Below are 17949 nucleotides of genomic sequence, written 5' to 3'. Positions count from 1 at the left end.
TTTTTTGACGGAGAACAATATAGCTAAATATCCATCAGAAGGAGAAGGGAATTTGTTCCCTTCTTTTTTCTGAAAAATTGCTATAAAAAAAACTCCTTAAAAGTTGCGTTTATTGGTTGAATTCAAGGTTAATAATACCCTAAGGTAATAATAGACGGACTTTTTTTAATTATTCATATCCTTTTGTGACGGATTCCTCTAAAATTATTTTGCGCCGTAATGGAGGTTTCATGTGTTTATATCTATTGTTTTTTTAAGGACACATGCTGTTCGCTATTAATAATTCCTTTGGATGATAATATGTTTAGCATGCGCGTTTCATAAACTTGTTTTATGGTCTCAATCATTAATTTTGGCGTGCTATTTTTTATTAAGTAGGCAACTGCACCTGTAGAAATCATATTTAAAATAAAAGGTCTAGTAAAATAACTTGTCTATGCGATTATTTTTATATCTGGAAATTCTTTTCTGATAATCTTTGTAACCTCAACACTATTAATTTCTGGCATTTTTAAATCTGTAACTATGATATCTGGTTGCGTATCAACTTTTTTTTTTTTAGAAGATCACTTCCATTTTCTTCATCGAAGAGAACTTCAATATCTTTTTCATTTTCAAGAATAGATTTGAGTCCTTGTCTAAACAATAACTCATCTTAAGCTAATACTATTTTTAGTTTAGACTCCATAACTACAACGAATTATAAATTGGCTACCGTTTCCTCTTGTGCTTTCTGTTTTTAGACTGCCATTTTATATTTTTACTCTACTCCTTTTGTTTTGTATTCCTATACCTGATTTCTGTTCGACTTCGGACATTTTAAAGCCAACGCCATTATCCTGATACCTTATCATAAAACCTTCTATATCTTGCTCCAAATAAACCAAAATTTCGTTTGCTTTTCCGTGACGGACTGAATTATTTATAAGTTCTTGTAAAATTCTAAACACATGTAACTGATTGGTTTGTAACAAAAGCAACTCTTCGATATTATATTCAATATCAATTTTAGTGTTTCTAGTAAATTCATCAAATAACTCTTCTTATGCTGGTTTTAATCAAAACTTCTCTAAAATAGGAGGTTGCAAATTATATTTTTTAAGATTAATTATCTTTTAAAATACAGAAATTTTCTACAAAGTGATTTTACTAAATAACTAAACCAAAAAACCAACCAAATCTTCAATCTTAGAAATCAATTGAATTTTAATTGCCGTGTTCTTCAAAGCTATCTTGTTATATTTTGAAACAAAAATGGTCGAGAAGCCCAATTTTTCGGCTTCCAAAATACGTTGCTCTACACGTTGCACGGGTCTTATTTCTCCAGATAAACCAACCTCAGCTGCAAAACAGTAATCGCTTTGCAGTGCTTCATCTTCATTAGAGGAAAGTATAGAAGCAACTACTGCCAAATCTATTGCTGGGTCATCTACCGTAATTCCACCTGTAATATTTAAGAAGACATCTTTTGCTCCTAATTTAAACCCAGCGCGTTTTTCTAAAACAGCCAAAAGCATGTTTAAGCGCTTGGCATTAAAACCTGTGGCAGAACGTTGTGGCGTACCATAAACCGCTGTACTTACCAAAGCTTGAACTTCTATCATTAGAGGTCGCATTCCCTCCAAGGTTGCAGCAATTGCATTGCCTGATAACTCTCCATCTTTTTCAGAAATTAATATTTCGGAAGGATTGCTAACTTCTCGCAATCCCGAACCTTGCATTTCGTAAATTCCAAGTTCGTTTGTAGAGCCAAATCGATTTTTGTTAGCCCGCAGTATTCTAAAAACATGGTTGCGATCACCCTCAAACTGCAAAACAGTATCTACCATATGTTCCAAAATTTTTGGCCCAGCGATATTGCCATCTTTAGTAATATGACCGATTAATAAAACTGGTGTAGCTGTCTCTTTAGCAAACTTTATAAGCTCCGTTGTACATTCTTTAATCTGGGAGATGCTTCCTGGTGATGACTCTATATAATCGCTATGTAGAGTTTGTATAGAATCTACAACTACAATATCTGGTTCTAGAGCTTCAATCTGTTTAAAAATATTTTGAGTTTTGGTTTCTGTAAGAATATAACAGTTTTCACTATTAGGCAGAATACGTTCTGCTCGCATTTTTATTTGCTTTTGGCTCTCTTCACCTGATATATAGAGTGTTTTATAAGGTAATTTTAACGCTATTTGAAGCAACAGCGTACTTTTACCAATTCCAGGCTCACCACCAAGTAAGGTTAAAGAACCTGGCACCATTCCTCCACCCAAAACACGATTAAATTCTTCATCTAACATGTTTAGACGTGCATCTTCAGAACTATCAATTTCCTTAATTCTTAGGGGTTTTGAGACGCGTTTAGATGCTGAAGATGTTGGTGTTTTCCAATCGTTCTTTTCTGGTTTTTGTATCACCTCTTCAACAATAGTATTCCACTGTTTACAAGCCGTACATTGCCCTTGCCATTTACTATATTGACTGCCACAACTCTGACAGTAAAAGGTGGTTTTTACCTTTGCCATTAGTATCCAAAATCTCTTTTAATTGCTTCTGCTTTTTCTAGTAAAAAATCTTTGGTGATTCCACCAATTTCTTCTAAAACATAGGCCGATTGAAAAGTCTTCATTGCCCTTTTAGATTCGCCAATATTCTCTTGGTATAAGCCTAAATAATAACTTGGCAAGACGGTATCTGGGTAATTAGCTTTCGCTAATTTTGATAAATCTTTATAATATTCCCATTTTTCTTTCTTTTTTATTGCAGCTGCAATCGCTTTAAAATCGTTAATGAGAATTTGCTTTTCAATACCAAAGAGTGTCTTTATTTCTTCATATTTCTGTTCTAAGTACTCTACTGGTGATGTTTCTAATTTAAGAATGGATTTATTATACTCTTCAATGCTAATTGGCTGAAATACAAAAAATATAGACTCTAATGCCCTTGGTACCGCATGAGCAGGCATAGCATAATGTGATGGCCCATTATATTCACTAAATGTGTAAAGAAGGTTCTTGTTTTCTATAGTTTTTAAGGTGTTATCTAAAGCTTTGGCATCTTCCATAATATGTTTTATATCATTATCTGATACTGCTAAATAATAAAATATCTTTTTTTCTACAGTATTTAAGCGCTCTTCGAGATATCCTTTCATATCCATTGATAAATTTGGACTTATGGCTACATATGCATTAAAAACCGGATTATTTCTAACCAAATAATAATTGATAAAATTTGCGGTTTCCCCATGACCAACAACTACTCTAAATTGTTCTGTCTTATAATTTTTTTCTATAAATGGTATAAGTTCTTTACCAACAAACTCAAAGAAATCGGCACCGGTTTCTATAGGGAGTGAATTTTGTTCAGAATACATTAAATCTTCCGACCTGCTTTCAACTTGATTAATTCCGACGACAATTGATTCTGGAATATCTTCCCAATACGCATAATAATCTACGTTTCCGGCTATGGTTTCAAATAAATAATCACCATCAAAAACATAAATCACAGGATAGGCTTTGTCATCGTCTTGCGAATATCCTCTTGGCAAAAGTATTTTGAGTTCTCTATCTTCTCCTAAAATTTGGGATGATATAGATTCATATTTCGCTTGTGAAAAACTTAATAAACAGGTAAATAAAAACAATAACATTGCCTTAGACTTAATCATGATTGATTGGATTTGGTTGTTAATGGCAAGGTAAAAAAAAATCTATACTTCTTTTTGCTTTCGGTTATAGATTGGCAAGTAAATTAGAGAAATCCCACCGAGCACAATAATCATTAGTGTTTGTGAAGACCACATAATCCAACCAAAAGCACGACTTGGATCTTCTGTTATACCAAAAATAGCAAAGGCTATAACAATAGCCTCAGGAAAAGAACCAATGCCGCCATTGGTAGCAGCTATACTAAAGCTTGCCAGAATAAAACCTATTAAAATAGCTGCTATTGAAACACCTTCTAAGTCTGCTAAAGCAAAAGTGGTGATATAAAACATGAGTACATACATGACCCAAATAAAAATAGTATGGAAAATAAAAGCCCACTTTTTTTTCATTTTAAAAATACTAAGCACACCTTCAATAAGTCCTAAAATAAAACTGCGGATTTTCAACACAAATTTAGATTGGCTTTTTTTTATAAAAATGAAGCTAAAAAATGCAAATACTAAAAGGGCAAGTACTCCAACTATTAAAGTTGAAAGTTGAAATCGTTCTGCAAAATACTGATAGATAAATTCGAACTCTAATCCAAGAGTAATAAGAATAATTAACAACAACATAATTGTATCAGCAACTCGCTCTGCAACAATTGTCCCAAATGTTTTTTCAAAAGGAATACCTTCATAATTTGTAATTATTGAAGCTCTTGCCACTTCTCCAGCTCTAGGAATTGTAAAGTTTATTAGATAGGCTGAATAGACTGACATTAAACTATTGGCAAATTTAGGTTCATACCCTAAAGGTTCAGCCATAAAAAGCCAACGATATGCTCTAGAAAGATGACTTAAGACACCAAAACTAACACCAATGCCTATCCATAAATAATTAGCATCTTTAAAATACTGAATTAACTCTGAAATTGAAATTTTAGATAACGAATACCAAACCAGAACTAGGCCTATTAAAAGTGGAAGCGTAATTTTGAGAATAGAACTCGTCTTTTTCAAAAGAATGAATTAATTTAAGAGGTTGTTTTCCTCATTAGGAAATACCAACGAAGGCTTAAAAGTTTTAGCTTCTTCAATATCCATAAAAGCGTAAGTTATGAGTATTAAAACATCTCCTGGTGATACCAAACGAGCAGCAGCACCATTTAATGTGATTTCTCCACTATTTCGCGGACCAGGAATGGCATAAGTTTCTAAGCGAGCACCATTATTGTTATTAACAATTTGTACTTTTTCTCCTTGAATGATATTAGCAGCATCCATAAGGTCTTCATCGATAGTAATGCTCCCAATATAGTTTAAGTCTGCACCCGTAACTTTAACACGATGAATTTTAGATTTTACAACTTGAATTTGCATTTGGCAAAGATAATTAATTTAATGCGATATTGTCTATTAGTCTTATATCGTTAGCATATACAGCAATGAAAGCTCTATATGTTTTTTTTGTTGATTTTCTTTTAACTGGCTTTAAGGTATCTACATCCGCAATTAAAAAATACTCAAGCTCTAATAGCGGATGCTTTTTGTATTGCTTTTTTACCCAATCCGTAACAACTTTAGCACTTTTTGTGCCAAACTTTTCTTTGGCATACTTTAAGGTTTTATAGATAAAGGGTGAGGCTTCTCTGTATTCTGAGTTTAATCTCTCATTACGAGAACTCATGGCCAGACCATCATTAGCTCTAAAAATTGGACACCCTATTATTTCGGTTGGGATATTTTTAAGCTCAATCATTTTTTTCACAATCTGTAATTGCTGAAAGTCTTTTTCTCCAAAATAAGCTTTGTCTGGGTTTACTATTTCTAATAATCTCTTCACAATTGTTCCTACACCATCAAAATGTCCTGGTCTAAAAGCACCTTCCATTTCATGCTCTAAACCTCCAAACGTAAAATGTTCAGAAATGGTTTTACCTTCATAAATATCATTGACACTTGGTGCATAAACAACGATTTTTTTTTCTGAAACACTTTGTAGTAATTCAACATCTCTATCTAATGTTCTTGGATATTTTTTAAGATCTTCTGAATTATTAAATTGTGTAGGGTTTACAAAAACACTTACAACAACTACGGAGTTATCTTCTAATCCAAAATTGACCAATGATAAATGACCTTTGTGCAATGCACCCATTGTTGGAACAAAACCAATAGTTTGTCCTTGTTCTCTTTGGGCATTGATGTAATCCTTTAGCTCAGATTTATTATTAAATGTTTTCAAGTCTGTAACATAAGTTTAACGCGTGCAAACTTAAGATTTTACTAGCAATTGGCATAAATTTTTGTAATTTTGCATGTTTTTACTTTTTAATTTCTAAATCAAACACTTTATGAAAGATAAACGAATATTGTATGTGTCTTCAGAGGTAGTTCCTTATTTACCAGAAACTGAGATTTCTTCAATGTCTTTTGAAGCACCTCGCATGGTTAATAAACAAGGTGGACAGATACGAATATTTATGCCGCGATTTGGAAATATCAATGAACGTAGACATCAACTACATGAAGTCATACGGTTATCAGGTATTAATTTAGTTATTAATGATATGGACATGCCATTAATAATTAAAGTGGCTTCAATTCCTAAAGAGCGTATTCAGGTTTATTTTATAGACAACGAAGAGTATTTTAAACGTAAAGCAACTTTAACAGATGAGAATGGTAGCCTCTTCCCTGATAATGACGAACGCGCTATATTTTTTGCAAAAGGAGTTATCGAAACTGTTAAAAAACTAAATTGGGCTCCAGATATCATTCATGTTAATGGGTGGTTGGCATCATTATTGCCACTTTATTTAAAGGAGTTTTACAAAACTGAGCCTTTATTTACAGAAAGTAAAATTGTGACTTCTGTATACAATCAAAACTTTGAAGGAACGTTAGATAAAGATATGATTAAGAAGGTACGCTTTGACGGTTTAGAGGATGAAGCTATTAAACCATTGAGTGAGCCAAGCTATATTAATTTAATGAAAATTGCTATTGATAATTCTGATGCAATCATAAAAGGTTCTCAGGATTTATCTGAGGAGTTGGATAGCTATATAAATAGTACTGAAAAACCAATACTCGATTATCATTCTTTAGAAGAATTTGCTGAGCCTTACACAGAATTTTATACAAATACAGTATTATAATAGTTGAAAATAAGCTATGAAAATAAAAAAACCCGCCCTTAGAAATCTGGCTATACTTACATTGATTACTCTTGCTTTTGTTGCTTGTGAGGAGGAGTTTACAACCATAGATTCAGATATTATTAATGAAGAAACTGCTACTAATTTTAATGTGGTTTCCGAAAAATTTGAAGTTTTAAGCTATACCGACAAACTCGGTCCTGTTCAAACTAATGCTCTTGGATTAGCAACGTTAGGGATTTACATAGACCCCTTTTACGGGAGAACAAATGGCTATTTTCTAACTCAACTCAATTTACCAGAACCTGACCCTAGTTTCGGAGGCAACCCAGAGTTGGATTCTGTGGTTCTGACAATACCTTTCTTCAACTCTACTCCAGGTGTTTCTACAGCAGGTGAAGTACTTTACGATTTAGATTCTATTTTACCAAGAAAAGAAAATAACGATTATCCAAGTATTAGATTAAGAATATATGAAAGCAACTATTTCCTTAGAGATTTTGATCCAAATGGCGATTTTGATGAACTTCAAAATTATTTCTCAAATAAATCTGCCTCAAGTTCAGAAGTTATTAGCGAATCCGTTTTAAAAGGAGAATTAATACATGTGGAGAACGAGCTTTCTATAAGTAATGAAGCAATTAACTTACTTGATAATGAAGGAGAAATAATCCAAACTCTGGCTCCTAGTATTAGAATAGTATTGGATAATGAGTTCTGGGAAAATAAAATCCTCAATGAAGAGGGTGGAGTAGGTTTAAGTAATGCTGATAATTTTAGAAATTATTTTAAAGGGCTTTATTTTGAAGCAGAAGATGACATAGGAGATAGTTCAATGATGCTACTTGATATTTCTCAATCTGAAGCTAACGTAACAATGTATTATTCTAGGGACCCTTTTACCGCAGGATTAGATAGAGTACAAACAACTTTCACTTTAGGATTTGGTCCAACAAGAGTTAATTTTCTTGAGAATGAATTTTCCATTGAACAAGGGGATTCAGTCAATGGAGATGAACGTATTTCTCTCAAAGGAGGTGAAGGCTCAGTTGCCGGAATAAAATTATTATTTAATTCTGTAGAAGAGAATGGTACGATTCTAAATTTTGAAGACTTCAAAAATAGTTTTGCTAGATACGAAAACGATGAATTTATAGAATCAAAGAGATTGATTAATGAAGCGAATTTAATTTTTTATGTAGATCAAGATTTATTTCTAGGATTAAACCCTGGAGAGTCACAAGAACCAGATAGACTATATCTTTATAATAAGAGCGACAATATTCCTTTAGCAGATTATTTTGAAGATACTCAAAATAATTCTCTTCCCCAAATATCAATACCAAACCATCTGGGTATTTTAGAAAGAGATGAAATAACCAATAACGGAGTTAAATATAAAATGACAATTACATCTCACATTAATAATCTTTTATTTAATAATGCCGAAAATGTTGAATTGGGTTTAGCTGTATCTGGTAACGTAAACTTAGAAGGTTTGGTGTCTCAATATAAAACGCAAACAATTGATAACCAAGACAAGCTTATCCCAGTAAGTAGTATTATAACCCCGAGAGGTACTGTTTTACATGGAGGTAATAGTGAGGACACAAGTAGTCGTATTTATCTTCAAATTACATATACCTGTTTAGAAACAGATAGTAATTGCCCAAACAACTAATAACTGATATATATGTGCGGAATTGTAGGATACATAGGCCACAGAGAAGCTTACCCAATTATACTCAAAGGCTTACAAAGGTTAGAATATAGGGGTTATGATAGTGCAGGAATAGCACTTTATGACGGCAAAAACATTAAGCTTTCAAAAACGAAAGGTAAAGTTGCTGATTTAAAAGAAAGACTTGAAAACGAAATTCCTACAGCCGGAAATTTGGGAATTGGACATACACGTTGGGCAACTCATGGAGTTCCAAATGATGTCAACTCTCACCCACATTATTCTAATTCTGGAGATTTAGTGATTATTCATAATGGAATCATCGAAAATTATGAAGCAATTAAAACTGAATTAAAGAAAAGAGGCTATACTTTTAAATCAGATACAGATACTGAAGTTTTAATAAATCTCATAGAAGAAGTAAAGAAAAAACAAGATGTAAAACTTGGTAAGGCAGTACAGATTGCCCTAAACGAAGTTGTTGGCGCATACGCCATCGCTGTATTTGATAAAAATAAGCCTAATGAAATTGTAGTTGCTAAACTTGGTAGCCCTTTAGCTATCGGTGTTGGTGATGAAGAATTTTTCATAGCCAGTGATGCTTCTCCTTTTATAGAATTTACAAAAAATGCAATTTACCTCGAAGATGAAGAAATGGCCGTCGTTCGTCTTAGGAAAAAGATAAAAATTCATAAAATTAAAGATGACTCTTTAGTCAATCCTTTGATGCAAGAACTAAAATTCAATTTAGAACAAATTGAAAAAGGAGGTTTTGAACACTTTATGCTAAAAGAAATCTACGAACAACCACATGCCATTAGAGACACATATCGTGGACGCCTTTTAGCCAAAGAAGGCATTATTAGAATGTCTGGTGTAGAAAACCATAAAGAGAAATTTCTAAATGCCAACAGAATAATAATAGTAGCTTGTGGTACATCATGGCATGCAGGGTTAGTTGCAGAATATATTTTTGAGGATTTAGCAAGAATCCCTGTCGAAGTTGAATATGCTTCGGAATTTAGGTATAGAAACCCCGTAATAACTGACAAAGATGTTGTCATTGCAATTTCTCAATCTGGTGAAACTGCAGATACACTTGCAGCCATAAAATTAGCAAAAAAACATGGAGCCTTCGTATTTGGGGTTTGCAATGTTGTTGGTTCTAGTATCGCTCGTGAAACGGACGCTGGCGCATACACGCATGCAGGTCCAGAAATTGGAGTTGCTTCAACAAAAGCATTCACAACTCAAATAACAGTTCTAACTTTAATAGCTTTAAAATTAGCAAAAGAAAAAGGTGCTATTTCTAAATCAGATTTCCATTTTCACTTAGAGCAATTAGAATTAATTCCTGATAAAGTTGCAAAAGCATTGCAGTCTGATGAACATATCAAAACCGTAGCTAAAACATACAAAGACGCGCAAAACTGTCTTTATTTAGGAAGAGGATATAATTTTCCAGTAGCACTTGAAGGTGCTCTTAAACTAAAAGAGATTTCCTACATTCATGCAGAAGGTTATCCTGCAGCTGAAATGAAACATGGACCAATAGCTTTAATTGACGAGCAAATGCCGGTTTTTGTTATTGCGACCAAAAAAGGACACTATGAAAAAGTAGTTAGCAATATTCAGGAAATCAAATCTAGAAAAGGTAAAATTATAGCTATAGTTACTGAAGGAGATGTAGACGTTAAAAAATTAGCAGACCATACAATTGAAGTTCCAGAAACTTTAGAATCTCTAAGCCCTTTACTAACTACAATACCATTACAACTTCTATCCTACCACATTGCTGTTATGCTAGAGAAAAACGTAGACCAACCTAGAAATTTAGCAAAGTCGGTTACTGTAGAGTAAAAGTATATCAAATCACATATTAACAAATCCATAAAAAAACAGAGCTTTTTTATGGATTTGTTGTTTTCGTAAGTTAATTACTATCAAAAAATGCTATTCGCGTATAATTTTATAAGATTTTGTTATCAAGTTTTCATATATTTAATTTAAATTGGCAACTTATAAATTAACTAATTCTATAACATGATGAGAACCTTTAAGCTTTTTGTAATGCTTTTATCAGTGATTTCCTTTGGGCAAACCACAGTAAAAGGAACTATTACAGATAACACAGGGCAACCCCTACCTGGTGCTAATATTATAATAGAAGGGACAACAACTGGAACAAGTTCAGATTTTGATGGTAATTATATATTAACATCAGATCAAGCTCCCCCTTTTAAACTTGTAATAACTTACACAGGTTTTGAAACTCAGACTATAGAAGTCACTTCTAACAATCAAACTATTGATGTAAAAATGGTCGAGGGTAATGAACTTGATGAGATTGTTATTTCTGCTTCAAGAACACCTGAACGTATTTTTGAATCTCCAGTAACCGTTGAGCGTTTTGGACTAAAAGAAATTAAAAATACGCCTTCAGTAGACTTTTACGATGGCTTAGAAAATCTAAAAGGTGTAGATATAAACACTAATAGTTTAACCTTTAAATCCATTAACACTAGAGGTTTTGCAAGTTTTGCAAACACACGTTTTATGCAGTTAGTCGATGGTATGGATAACTCCGCTCCTGCACTAAACTTTCCATTAGGTAACTTATTGGGTATGACAGAAACCGATGTAAATAGTGTTGAGCTCTTACCGGGTGCAGCATCGGCTCTTTATGGCGCAAATGCCTTCAACGGTATACTCTTCATGAGAAGTAAAAGTCCATTTGACAACCAAGGTATTAGCGGCTACATTAAAAGAGGTATAACATCTCAAGAAGCCGCTGGTGACAATGATTATACAGATTTAGGAATCCGCATGGCATATAAGTTTAGTGATAAGTTTGCTGCTAAAGTTAATTTTGGATACTTAAAAGGAACAGATTGGTTTGCAACTAATGAAGAAGATAAACTAAACCGTGGCTTAACACGCGCAGACATTGATTATGATGGAATAAACGTTTACGGTGATGAAGTAAGCACAAACATAAACGGAGTAGCAGAAGCACTTGTCGGTTTGGGCATATTACCTAACGGAGCTGAAGCATTAGTGCCTTCAGTTAATGTTAGTAGAACGGGTTATAATGAACGAGACTTAACCAACTACAATGCTGAAAGCATCAAAGCAGACTGGGGTTTATATTTCCGCCCTTGGGAAAATGATTTTGAAATACAATACGTTGGTAAAATAGGTTCTGGTAGTACTATATACCAAGGAGCAAACAGATACAATATTCGAAATTTCTTTCTTCAACAGCACAAATTAGAAATTAGAAATGATAACTTTTTCTTGAGAGGTTACATAACTGAAGATAAAGCAGGAGATTCGTATGACATGGTATTTACTGGAATTAATATCAACCGTGCTTGGAAAGACGACCAGACTTGGTTCGGTGAATATGTTGGTGCTTATGTTCAATCAACATTAGGTGGTGCCACAGATACTCAGGCACATGCACTAGCAAGACAAACAGCTGATACTGGTAGATTATTACCGGGTACACCAGAATTCCAAAATACCTTTAATAGCATAATCAACGATCCTGATTTAACAACAGGTTCACGCTTTCAAGATAACTCTAAGATTTATCATGCTGATGCCAACTATAACTTTAGCCACCTTTGGGATGTTGCAGAAGTTCAGGTCGGTGGGTCTTTTAGGACCTATAGTCTAAACTCATTCGGGACAATTTATACCGATATAGATGGCCCAATTAATTATTCTGAAGTTGGTGTTTATACACAAATTCAAAAATCTCTAGAGCTTTCTGATAATGTAGAAATGAAATTAACAGGATCATTGAGATACGATAAGTCTGAATTATTTGACGGCTTTTTCTCACCTCGTCTTTCAGCAGGTTTTACTGTAAATGAGAATCACAATTTTAGAGCTTCTTTTCAAACAGGGTTTAGAAATCCAACAACACAAGACTTATATATTGGTTTAGATGTTGGACGTGCAATTTTAGTTGGTGGTGCAGCTGATAACCCTGCTAGAGATATTAGAAATTATAATGTTGCTGACAATAGTTTAAGTGCGTTTGGCGCGTCTATATTAGGGGCACAATCCGTTAATTTAAATGCAACTGGAGCTTACAGCAATTCTTTCTTTGCTAGCTCTGTAAGTGATGGTTTTGCTCAATCAGGAAACCCTGCAGATTTAGAGATAGCAAATTCTAATTTAGCACAGCCTGAGCAAGTCACTTCTTTCGAAGTAGGATACCGTGGTAAAGTAGAAGGTTTTATAATTGATGCATCCGCTTATTATAATGCATATAAAGATTTCTTAGCTAACGAAACTGTTATTGCGCCTTTCTATGGTGATGTTCAATTAACACAAAATGTACCTGGAACATCAACTCCTTTAGCAGTTGCGGCAATTGCAAATGGAGATTTCCAAGCTTACCAAACATATACAAACTCTGATGCAGATATAAACTCTTATGGTGCTGCAATACAAGTTTCGACTAAAGTGTTTGACGGATTTGATTTAAGTGCTAATTATACTTATGCTTATTTAGATTTTGATGTAAATGCTAATCCAGATTTCAGAACTTTATTTAATACACCAGAGCACAAAGTGAAAGTGAGTTTTGGAAAAACTGAAGTTATCAAGAACTTGGGCTTCAATATAGCATGGAGATGGAGTGATAATTACTTCTGGGAAGCTTCATTTGGAGATGGTGAAATCCCTGCATTTAATGTATTAGATGCTCAAGTGAATTACAGAATCCCTAGTCTTAAGTCTACATTTAAGTTAGGTGCTACCAACCTATTACAAGACGAATACTTTACAGCATTCGGAACTGGATTTATAGGTTCTCAGTACTACATTTCTTGGACTATTAATAACCTATAATAACTGTAAATACAATTATGAAAAATATAAAACATATAGCATTATCACTTCTCGCAATTGGTTTTATGGCCTGTGAGAATGACACTCTAGAAGATTTAAGGAATAGAGTTAATCAAGGAGAAGAAGAATTACCTGCTCTAACAAGTGGTGAAGCTGATTTCTCTACTTTTGTATCTGTAGGAGCATCATTTACTGCTGGTTTTACTGATGGTGGTCTATTCATTGCAGGACAAGAAGATTCTTTTCCAAATACATTATCCAAACAATTTTCTAATATTGGTGGAAGCGAATTTGCACAGCCTTTAATGAACGATAATACTGGTGGTATTTTAACACCTTTAGGGGCATCAGGTTACAGATTAGTTTTTGGTGGTGCTGGACCTGTATCATTAAATTTGTTCTTAGCTGGTCAAGGCGCACCAGTACCCCCTATAACCACAACAACAACAAGTATCGGTAGTGATTTTAATAATTTTGGTATTCCTGGTGCAAAAAGTTTCCACGTGGTTACTCCTGGATACGGTGCATTTAACCCTTACTATACTAGAATAGCATCAAGCGCTACTTCAACTGTAGTTGGTGATGCTGTTAATCAGAATCCTTCATTTTTCACTTTATCTGAAATGGGAGGTAATGATGTTTTAGGATATGCAACTTCTGGAGGTACCGGAGTTGATCAAACTGGCAACACAAACCCTGCGACTTATGGTGGTAATGATATTACGGACCCACAAGTTTTCGCTGGGGCATTAAGTAGTTCTATCGCTGCACTAACTGCTAATGGAGCTAAGGGTCTTGTTACTAATGTTCCTTTTATTACGGATTTACCTCATTTTACAACAGTACCTTTTAACCCAATCCCTCTAGATGCGGCTACTGCTACAGCTGTTAATCAAGCATATGCTCAATACAATGGGGGACTAGAAGCTGCGGCTGCAAACAGTATCATTTCTGCAGACGAGTTATCACAAAGAACAATAAATTTTGAAGCTTCGGAAAGTAATGCTGTAGTAGTTGAAGATGAAACTTTAACTACTATTACGCTTCCTACTGGTCCTGGAACGTTTACAACACTTCCAAATATCAGACAAGCAACAGCAGGTGATTTATTTGTATTACCAGCTTCAAGCTTTATTGGCACAGAAGCAATTTCTGGCAATCCTTTGACTGTAAATGGTGTTGCTATACCACTGGCAGATCAATGGGTTTTAATTCCTAGTGAGCAAGAAGCTATCAGAAACGCAACAATTGCTTATAACGCAACAATTGCTAGTATAGCAGACTCTAATCCTGATGTTGGTTTAGTAGATTTAAATGCTGTTTTAGCACAAGCTGCTATGACTGGGATTCAGTTTGATGATTACACATTAAATACAGATTTAGTGTTTGGTGGCTTAGTAAGCTTGGATGGTATTCATCTCACTGGAAGAGGCTATGCACTAATGGCTAATAAATTCTTAGAAGCTGCAGATGCAAATTTTGGTTCTAATTTTGTAGCATCAGGTAATGTTGCAAAAGCTGGTGATTTTCCAACAAATTATTCACCTGCATTACAGTAAAATCAATTCTAAATATAAAATAAAAATGCACTCAAATTGAGTGCATTTTTATTATCAAAAAACCTTCGTAAAAAAATCTTTATTTTTTAAATATAAAGGCTATCTTTGCAGCGCGAAAAACTAAGATGTAATTACGTAAAAATCGACTAGTTTTTCATTTTTAAACTATTGCAAAACAAAAACATATAAGTAATGTCAAAAGTTACAGGTAAAGTTGCACAGATTGTAGGTCCAGTTATCGATGTAGAATTCGGAGCTGGCGCAGAGCTTCCAAAGATTTATGATTCGTTAGAAATTAACAAACCAGATAGTTCAACTTTAGTGTTAGAAGTACAGTCTCACATCGGTGAAGATACGGTACGTACTATCGCGATGGATTCGTCAGATGGTTTAAGTAGAGGTACAGAAGTTAATGCTACTGGTGCACCAATACAAATGCCTATAGGTGGAGATGTTTACGGACGTTTATTCAATGTCATTGGTGATGCTATTGATGGTTTAGGTGATTTACCTAAGTCTGGTGATTCTGGTCTACCTATTCACAGAAGCGCTCCTAAATTTGAAGATTTGTCAACGTCTACAGAAGTACTATTTACAGGTATTAAAGTAATTGACCTTATTGAGCCTTATGCAAAAGGTGGTAAAATTGGATTATTTGGTGGTGCCGGTGTAGGTAAAACTGTTTTAATTCAGGAATTAATTAACAATATTGCAAAAGGACACGGTGGTCTTTCTGTATTCGCAGGAGTAGGTGAAAGAACACGTGAAGGAAACGATTTACTTCGTGAAATGTTAGAGTCTGGTATTATTAAATACGGAGATGACTTTATGCATTCTATGGAAGAAGGCGGATGGGATCTTCAAAAAGTAGATAAAACTGCCATGAAAGATTCTAAAGCAACTTTCGTATTTGGACAAATGAATGAGCCTCCTGGAGCTCGTGCTCGTGTAGCACTTTCGGGATTAACTATAGCAGAATATTTCCGTGACGGTGCTGGAGATGGACAAGGAAAAGATGTACTTTTCTTCGTAGATAATATCTTCCGTTTTACACAAGCTGGTTCTGAGGTATCTGCATTATTAGGTCGTATGCCATCTGCGGTAGGTTACCAACCTACATTAGCAACAGAGATGGGTGCTATGCAAGAACGTATTACTTCAACTAAAAAAGGTTCTATTACATCTGTACAAGCGGTTTACGTACCTGCAGATGATTTAACGGATCCTGCACCAGCAACAACGTTTGCTCACTTAGATGCAACAACGGTATTATCTCGTAAAATTGCTGAGCTTGGTATCTATCCTGCGGTAGATCCATTAGATTCTACATCAAGAATTTTAACTGCTGATATTTTAGGTGATGATCACTATAATTGTGCACAGAGAGTAAAAGAGTTATTGCAGCGCTATAAAGAACTACAAGATATTATTGCTATCCTTGGTATGGAAGAATTATCTGAAGAAGATAAATTAGCTGTAGGTAGAGCAAGACGTGTTCAACGTTTCTTATCTCAGCCATTCCACGTAGCAGAGCAATTTACAGGTATACCAGGTGTATTAGTAGACATTAAAGAAACTATTAAAGGGTTTAACATGATTATGGATGGTGAATTAGATCACTTGCCAGAAGCAGCGTTTAACCTTAAGGGTTCTATTGAAGAAGCTATTGAAGCTGGTGAGAAAATGCTTGCTGAAGCTTAATATAAAATCTCAGAATTATGTATTTAGAAATTGTATCACCTGAAGCAACACTTTTTAGTGGAGAAGTAGATTCAGTTACTGTTCCTGGTGTTACTGGTGAATTTGAGATGTTGAAAGATCACGCACCTATCGTATCTATTCTAAAAGAAGGACATGTTAAAGTGGCTGGTAATAACATTCAATTAGAAGAAGAAGTTGAAGATAAGTTTACTAAATCTGACAGAGGTGTATGGTTGTCCATTAACTCTGGCACTATTGAAATGAAAGATAATAAGCTAATTGTTTTAGCAGATTAATATTATTAATAATACTTTTTTAAAACGCCAAACGTAATGTTTGGCGTTTTTTATTTTATATGCAATATGCTTAATGCATTATTTGCATTCAATATTAGTAAATGGTGCTTCCCATTTATGATTATAGATTCTATGGCTTTAGCTTCCTTATCAGTAATATTTAATAAGTCTTTAAACGTAGTTAGCTTACTCTGGTTTTGTGTTAAAGCATAGCCTTTAGAAGCATCGTAACGAATAGTTTCAACCTCGGCATCATATATACCACCGATGCCTATAACTTCAGGATTATCATCGTTATTTAAATCCACAAATTCAAAATCTAAAGTAGGTCCAAATTGTGCTTCAATTGGTAGTGGTACAAATTCAAAATTACCCTCACCTTTGTTTTCAATGAAATAAGAACTGAACGTAGAGGCTTCAAGATGTAAGGCTGTTTCTATATTGTCTTGGCCATATACATCTATAAGATTAGAATTAGCAAATTCACTATAAGTTCCAATTTTCTCATTTAGAAATGGTGTTTGTTGAGATGAACATTCCTTCCCTCTTATAGGAAATAAATCGCCATTGTACTCTTTACTTAATGCTATATCGTAGCTATCATTATCATCAAAATAGTTAGCATAGATGTGTATAGGTTTTTCTTGGGTAGGATGAAATTTATTATTCTCACCATAGTTCCCAACAAAATAATCGTCGTCACCATCATTATCATAGTCTATGGCTTTAATAGTTTGAAACCATCCTGATTTTGCGTCTGTTTCAATTTCAACTTTAGTAAAAACACCGTCATTATTGTTAATAAAGGTAACTGGCATCCATTCTCCAACTACAATTAAGTCCTTATCACCATCATTATCATAATCTGAAAATACCGCATCATTAACTAAACGAAGATTATTAAATTCGTCCGCATGGTTTGATGTCACATCAATGAAATTCCTATTTCTATTTTCTAATATATAGGATTTTGGTGTCTCGGGATATTTACCGGAAACTAAACGTCCACCAACGAACAAATCCATATCGCCATCGT

General features: G+C 34.1%; 15 protein-coding genes. 7 read left to right on the top strand and 8 right to left on the bottom strand.

Annotated elements, in window-relative coordinates:
* Nucleotides 1-242: 242 nt before the first annotated feature.
* From HKP48_RS01530 to panC, 7 genes are all read right to left on the bottom strand, one after another.
* Nucleotides 243-401 carry a hypothetical protein gene (locus HKP48_RS01530; protein WP_296342108.1) on the bottom strand — a complete coding sequence of 53 codons (159 nt, stop codon included), beginning with the start codon at nucleotides 399-401 and terminating at the stop codon, nucleotides 243-245.
* A gap of 351 nt (nucleotides 402-752) precedes the next feature.
* Nucleotides 753-950 (bottom strand): ATP-binding protein, encoded by a 198-nt coding sequence (locus HKP48_RS01525; protein WP_296342106.1) that lies wholly within the window; start codon nucleotides 948-950, stop codon nucleotides 753-755.
* 207 nt (nucleotides 951-1157) lie between these two features.
* Nucleotides 1158-2519, bottom strand: coding sequence for a DNA repair protein RadA (radA, locus tag HKP48_RS01520; RefSeq protein ID WP_296342104.1), 1362 nt, complete (start codon nucleotides 2517-2519; stop codon nucleotides 1158-1160).
* A complete protein-coding gene (locus tag HKP48_RS01515) occupies nucleotides 2519-3667 on the bottom strand; it encodes an alpha/beta hydrolase-fold protein (RefSeq protein WP_296342102.1) in 1149 nt (382 codons plus the stop codon). Before HKP48_RS01515 ends, radA begins: the two co-directional genes overlap by 1 nt.
* Nucleotides 3668-3709: 42 nt before the next feature.
* Nucleotides 3710-4669: a lysylphosphatidylglycerol synthase transmembrane domain-containing protein gene (locus HKP48_RS01510; RefSeq protein WP_296342100.1), complete on the bottom strand. Its 960-nt coding sequence runs from the start codon at nucleotides 4667-4669 to the stop codon at nucleotides 3710-3712.
* Between the two features lie 9 nt (nucleotides 4670-4678).
* Nucleotides 4679-5029 carry an aspartate 1-decarboxylase gene (gene panD / locus HKP48_RS01505; RefSeq protein WP_296342097.1) on the bottom strand — a complete coding sequence of 117 codons (351 nt, stop codon included), beginning with the start codon at nucleotides 5027-5029 and terminating at the stop codon, nucleotides 4679-4681.
* A gap of 13 nt (nucleotides 5030-5042) precedes the next feature.
* Nucleotides 5043-5894 carry a pantoate--beta-alanine ligase gene (gene panC, locus HKP48_RS01500; protein WP_296342095.1) on the bottom strand — a complete coding sequence of 284 codons (852 nt, stop codon included), beginning with the start codon at nucleotides 5892-5894 and terminating at the stop codon, nucleotides 5043-5045.
* A 109-nt stretch (nucleotides 5895-6003) separates the two neighbouring features.
* On the opposite strand from panC, the gene HKP48_RS01495 reads away from it, so the two are divergent.
* The 7 genes from HKP48_RS01495 (at nucleotide 6004) to HKP48_RS01465 (ending at nucleotide 16913) form a co-directional block, all read left to right on the top strand.
* A complete protein-coding gene (locus HKP48_RS01495) occupies nucleotides 6004-6810 on the top strand; it encodes a glycogen/starch synthase (RefSeq protein ID WP_296342093.1) in 807 nt (268 codons plus the stop codon).
* Nucleotides 6811-6826: 16 nt separating this feature from the next.
* Nucleotides 6827-8491, top strand: a complete 1665-nt coding sequence (locus HKP48_RS01490) for a DUF4270 domain-containing protein (RefSeq protein WP_296342091.1) — start codon at nucleotides 6827-6829, stop codon at nucleotides 8489-8491.
* A gap of 12 nt (nucleotides 8492-8503) precedes the next feature.
* Entirely contained in the window at nucleotides 8504-10351 is a 1848-nt protein-coding gene (gene glmS, locus HKP48_RS01485) for a glutamine--fructose-6-phosphate transaminase (isomerizing) (RefSeq protein ID WP_296342089.1), read from the top strand.
* A 183-nt stretch (nucleotides 10352-10534) separates the two neighbouring features.
* Nucleotides 10535-13357, top strand: coding sequence for a TonB-dependent receptor (locus tag HKP48_RS01480; protein ID WP_296342087.1), 2823 nt, complete (start codon nucleotides 10535-10537; stop codon nucleotides 13355-13357).
* 17 nt (nucleotides 13358-13374) lie between these two features.
* Entirely contained in the window at nucleotides 13375-14916 is a 1542-nt protein-coding gene (locus HKP48_RS01475) for a G-D-S-L family lipolytic protein (RefSeq protein WP_296342085.1), read from the top strand.
* A 192-nt stretch (nucleotides 14917-15108) separates the two neighbouring features.
* Nucleotides 15109-16617 (top strand): F0F1 ATP synthase subunit beta, encoded by a 1509-nt coding sequence (atpD, locus tag HKP48_RS01470; RefSeq protein WP_296342083.1) that lies wholly within the window; start codon nucleotides 15109-15111, stop codon nucleotides 16615-16617.
* A gap of 17 nt (nucleotides 16618-16634) precedes the next feature.
* On the top strand, nucleotides 16635-16913 hold the full coding sequence (locus HKP48_RS01465) for a hypothetical protein (RefSeq protein ID WP_296342082.1): 279 nt from the start codon (nucleotides 16635-16637) through the stop codon (nucleotides 16911-16913).
* 50 nt (nucleotides 16914-16963) lie between these two features.
* Here the strand turns inward: HKP48_RS01465 and HKP48_RS01460 are convergent.
* Nucleotides 16964-17949, bottom strand: a 986-nt coding sequence (locus tag HKP48_RS01460; RefSeq protein ID WP_296342081.1) for an FG-GAP-like repeat-containing protein, incomplete at its 5' end; no start/stop codon positions are given.

It is taken from the genome of Winogradskyella sp., assembly GCF_013042245.1.
Classification (GTDB): Bacteria; Bacteroidota; Bacteroidia; order Flavobacteriales; family Flavobacteriaceae; genus Winogradskyella.
This window is presented reverse-complemented; position numbering and strand designations above follow the sequence as displayed.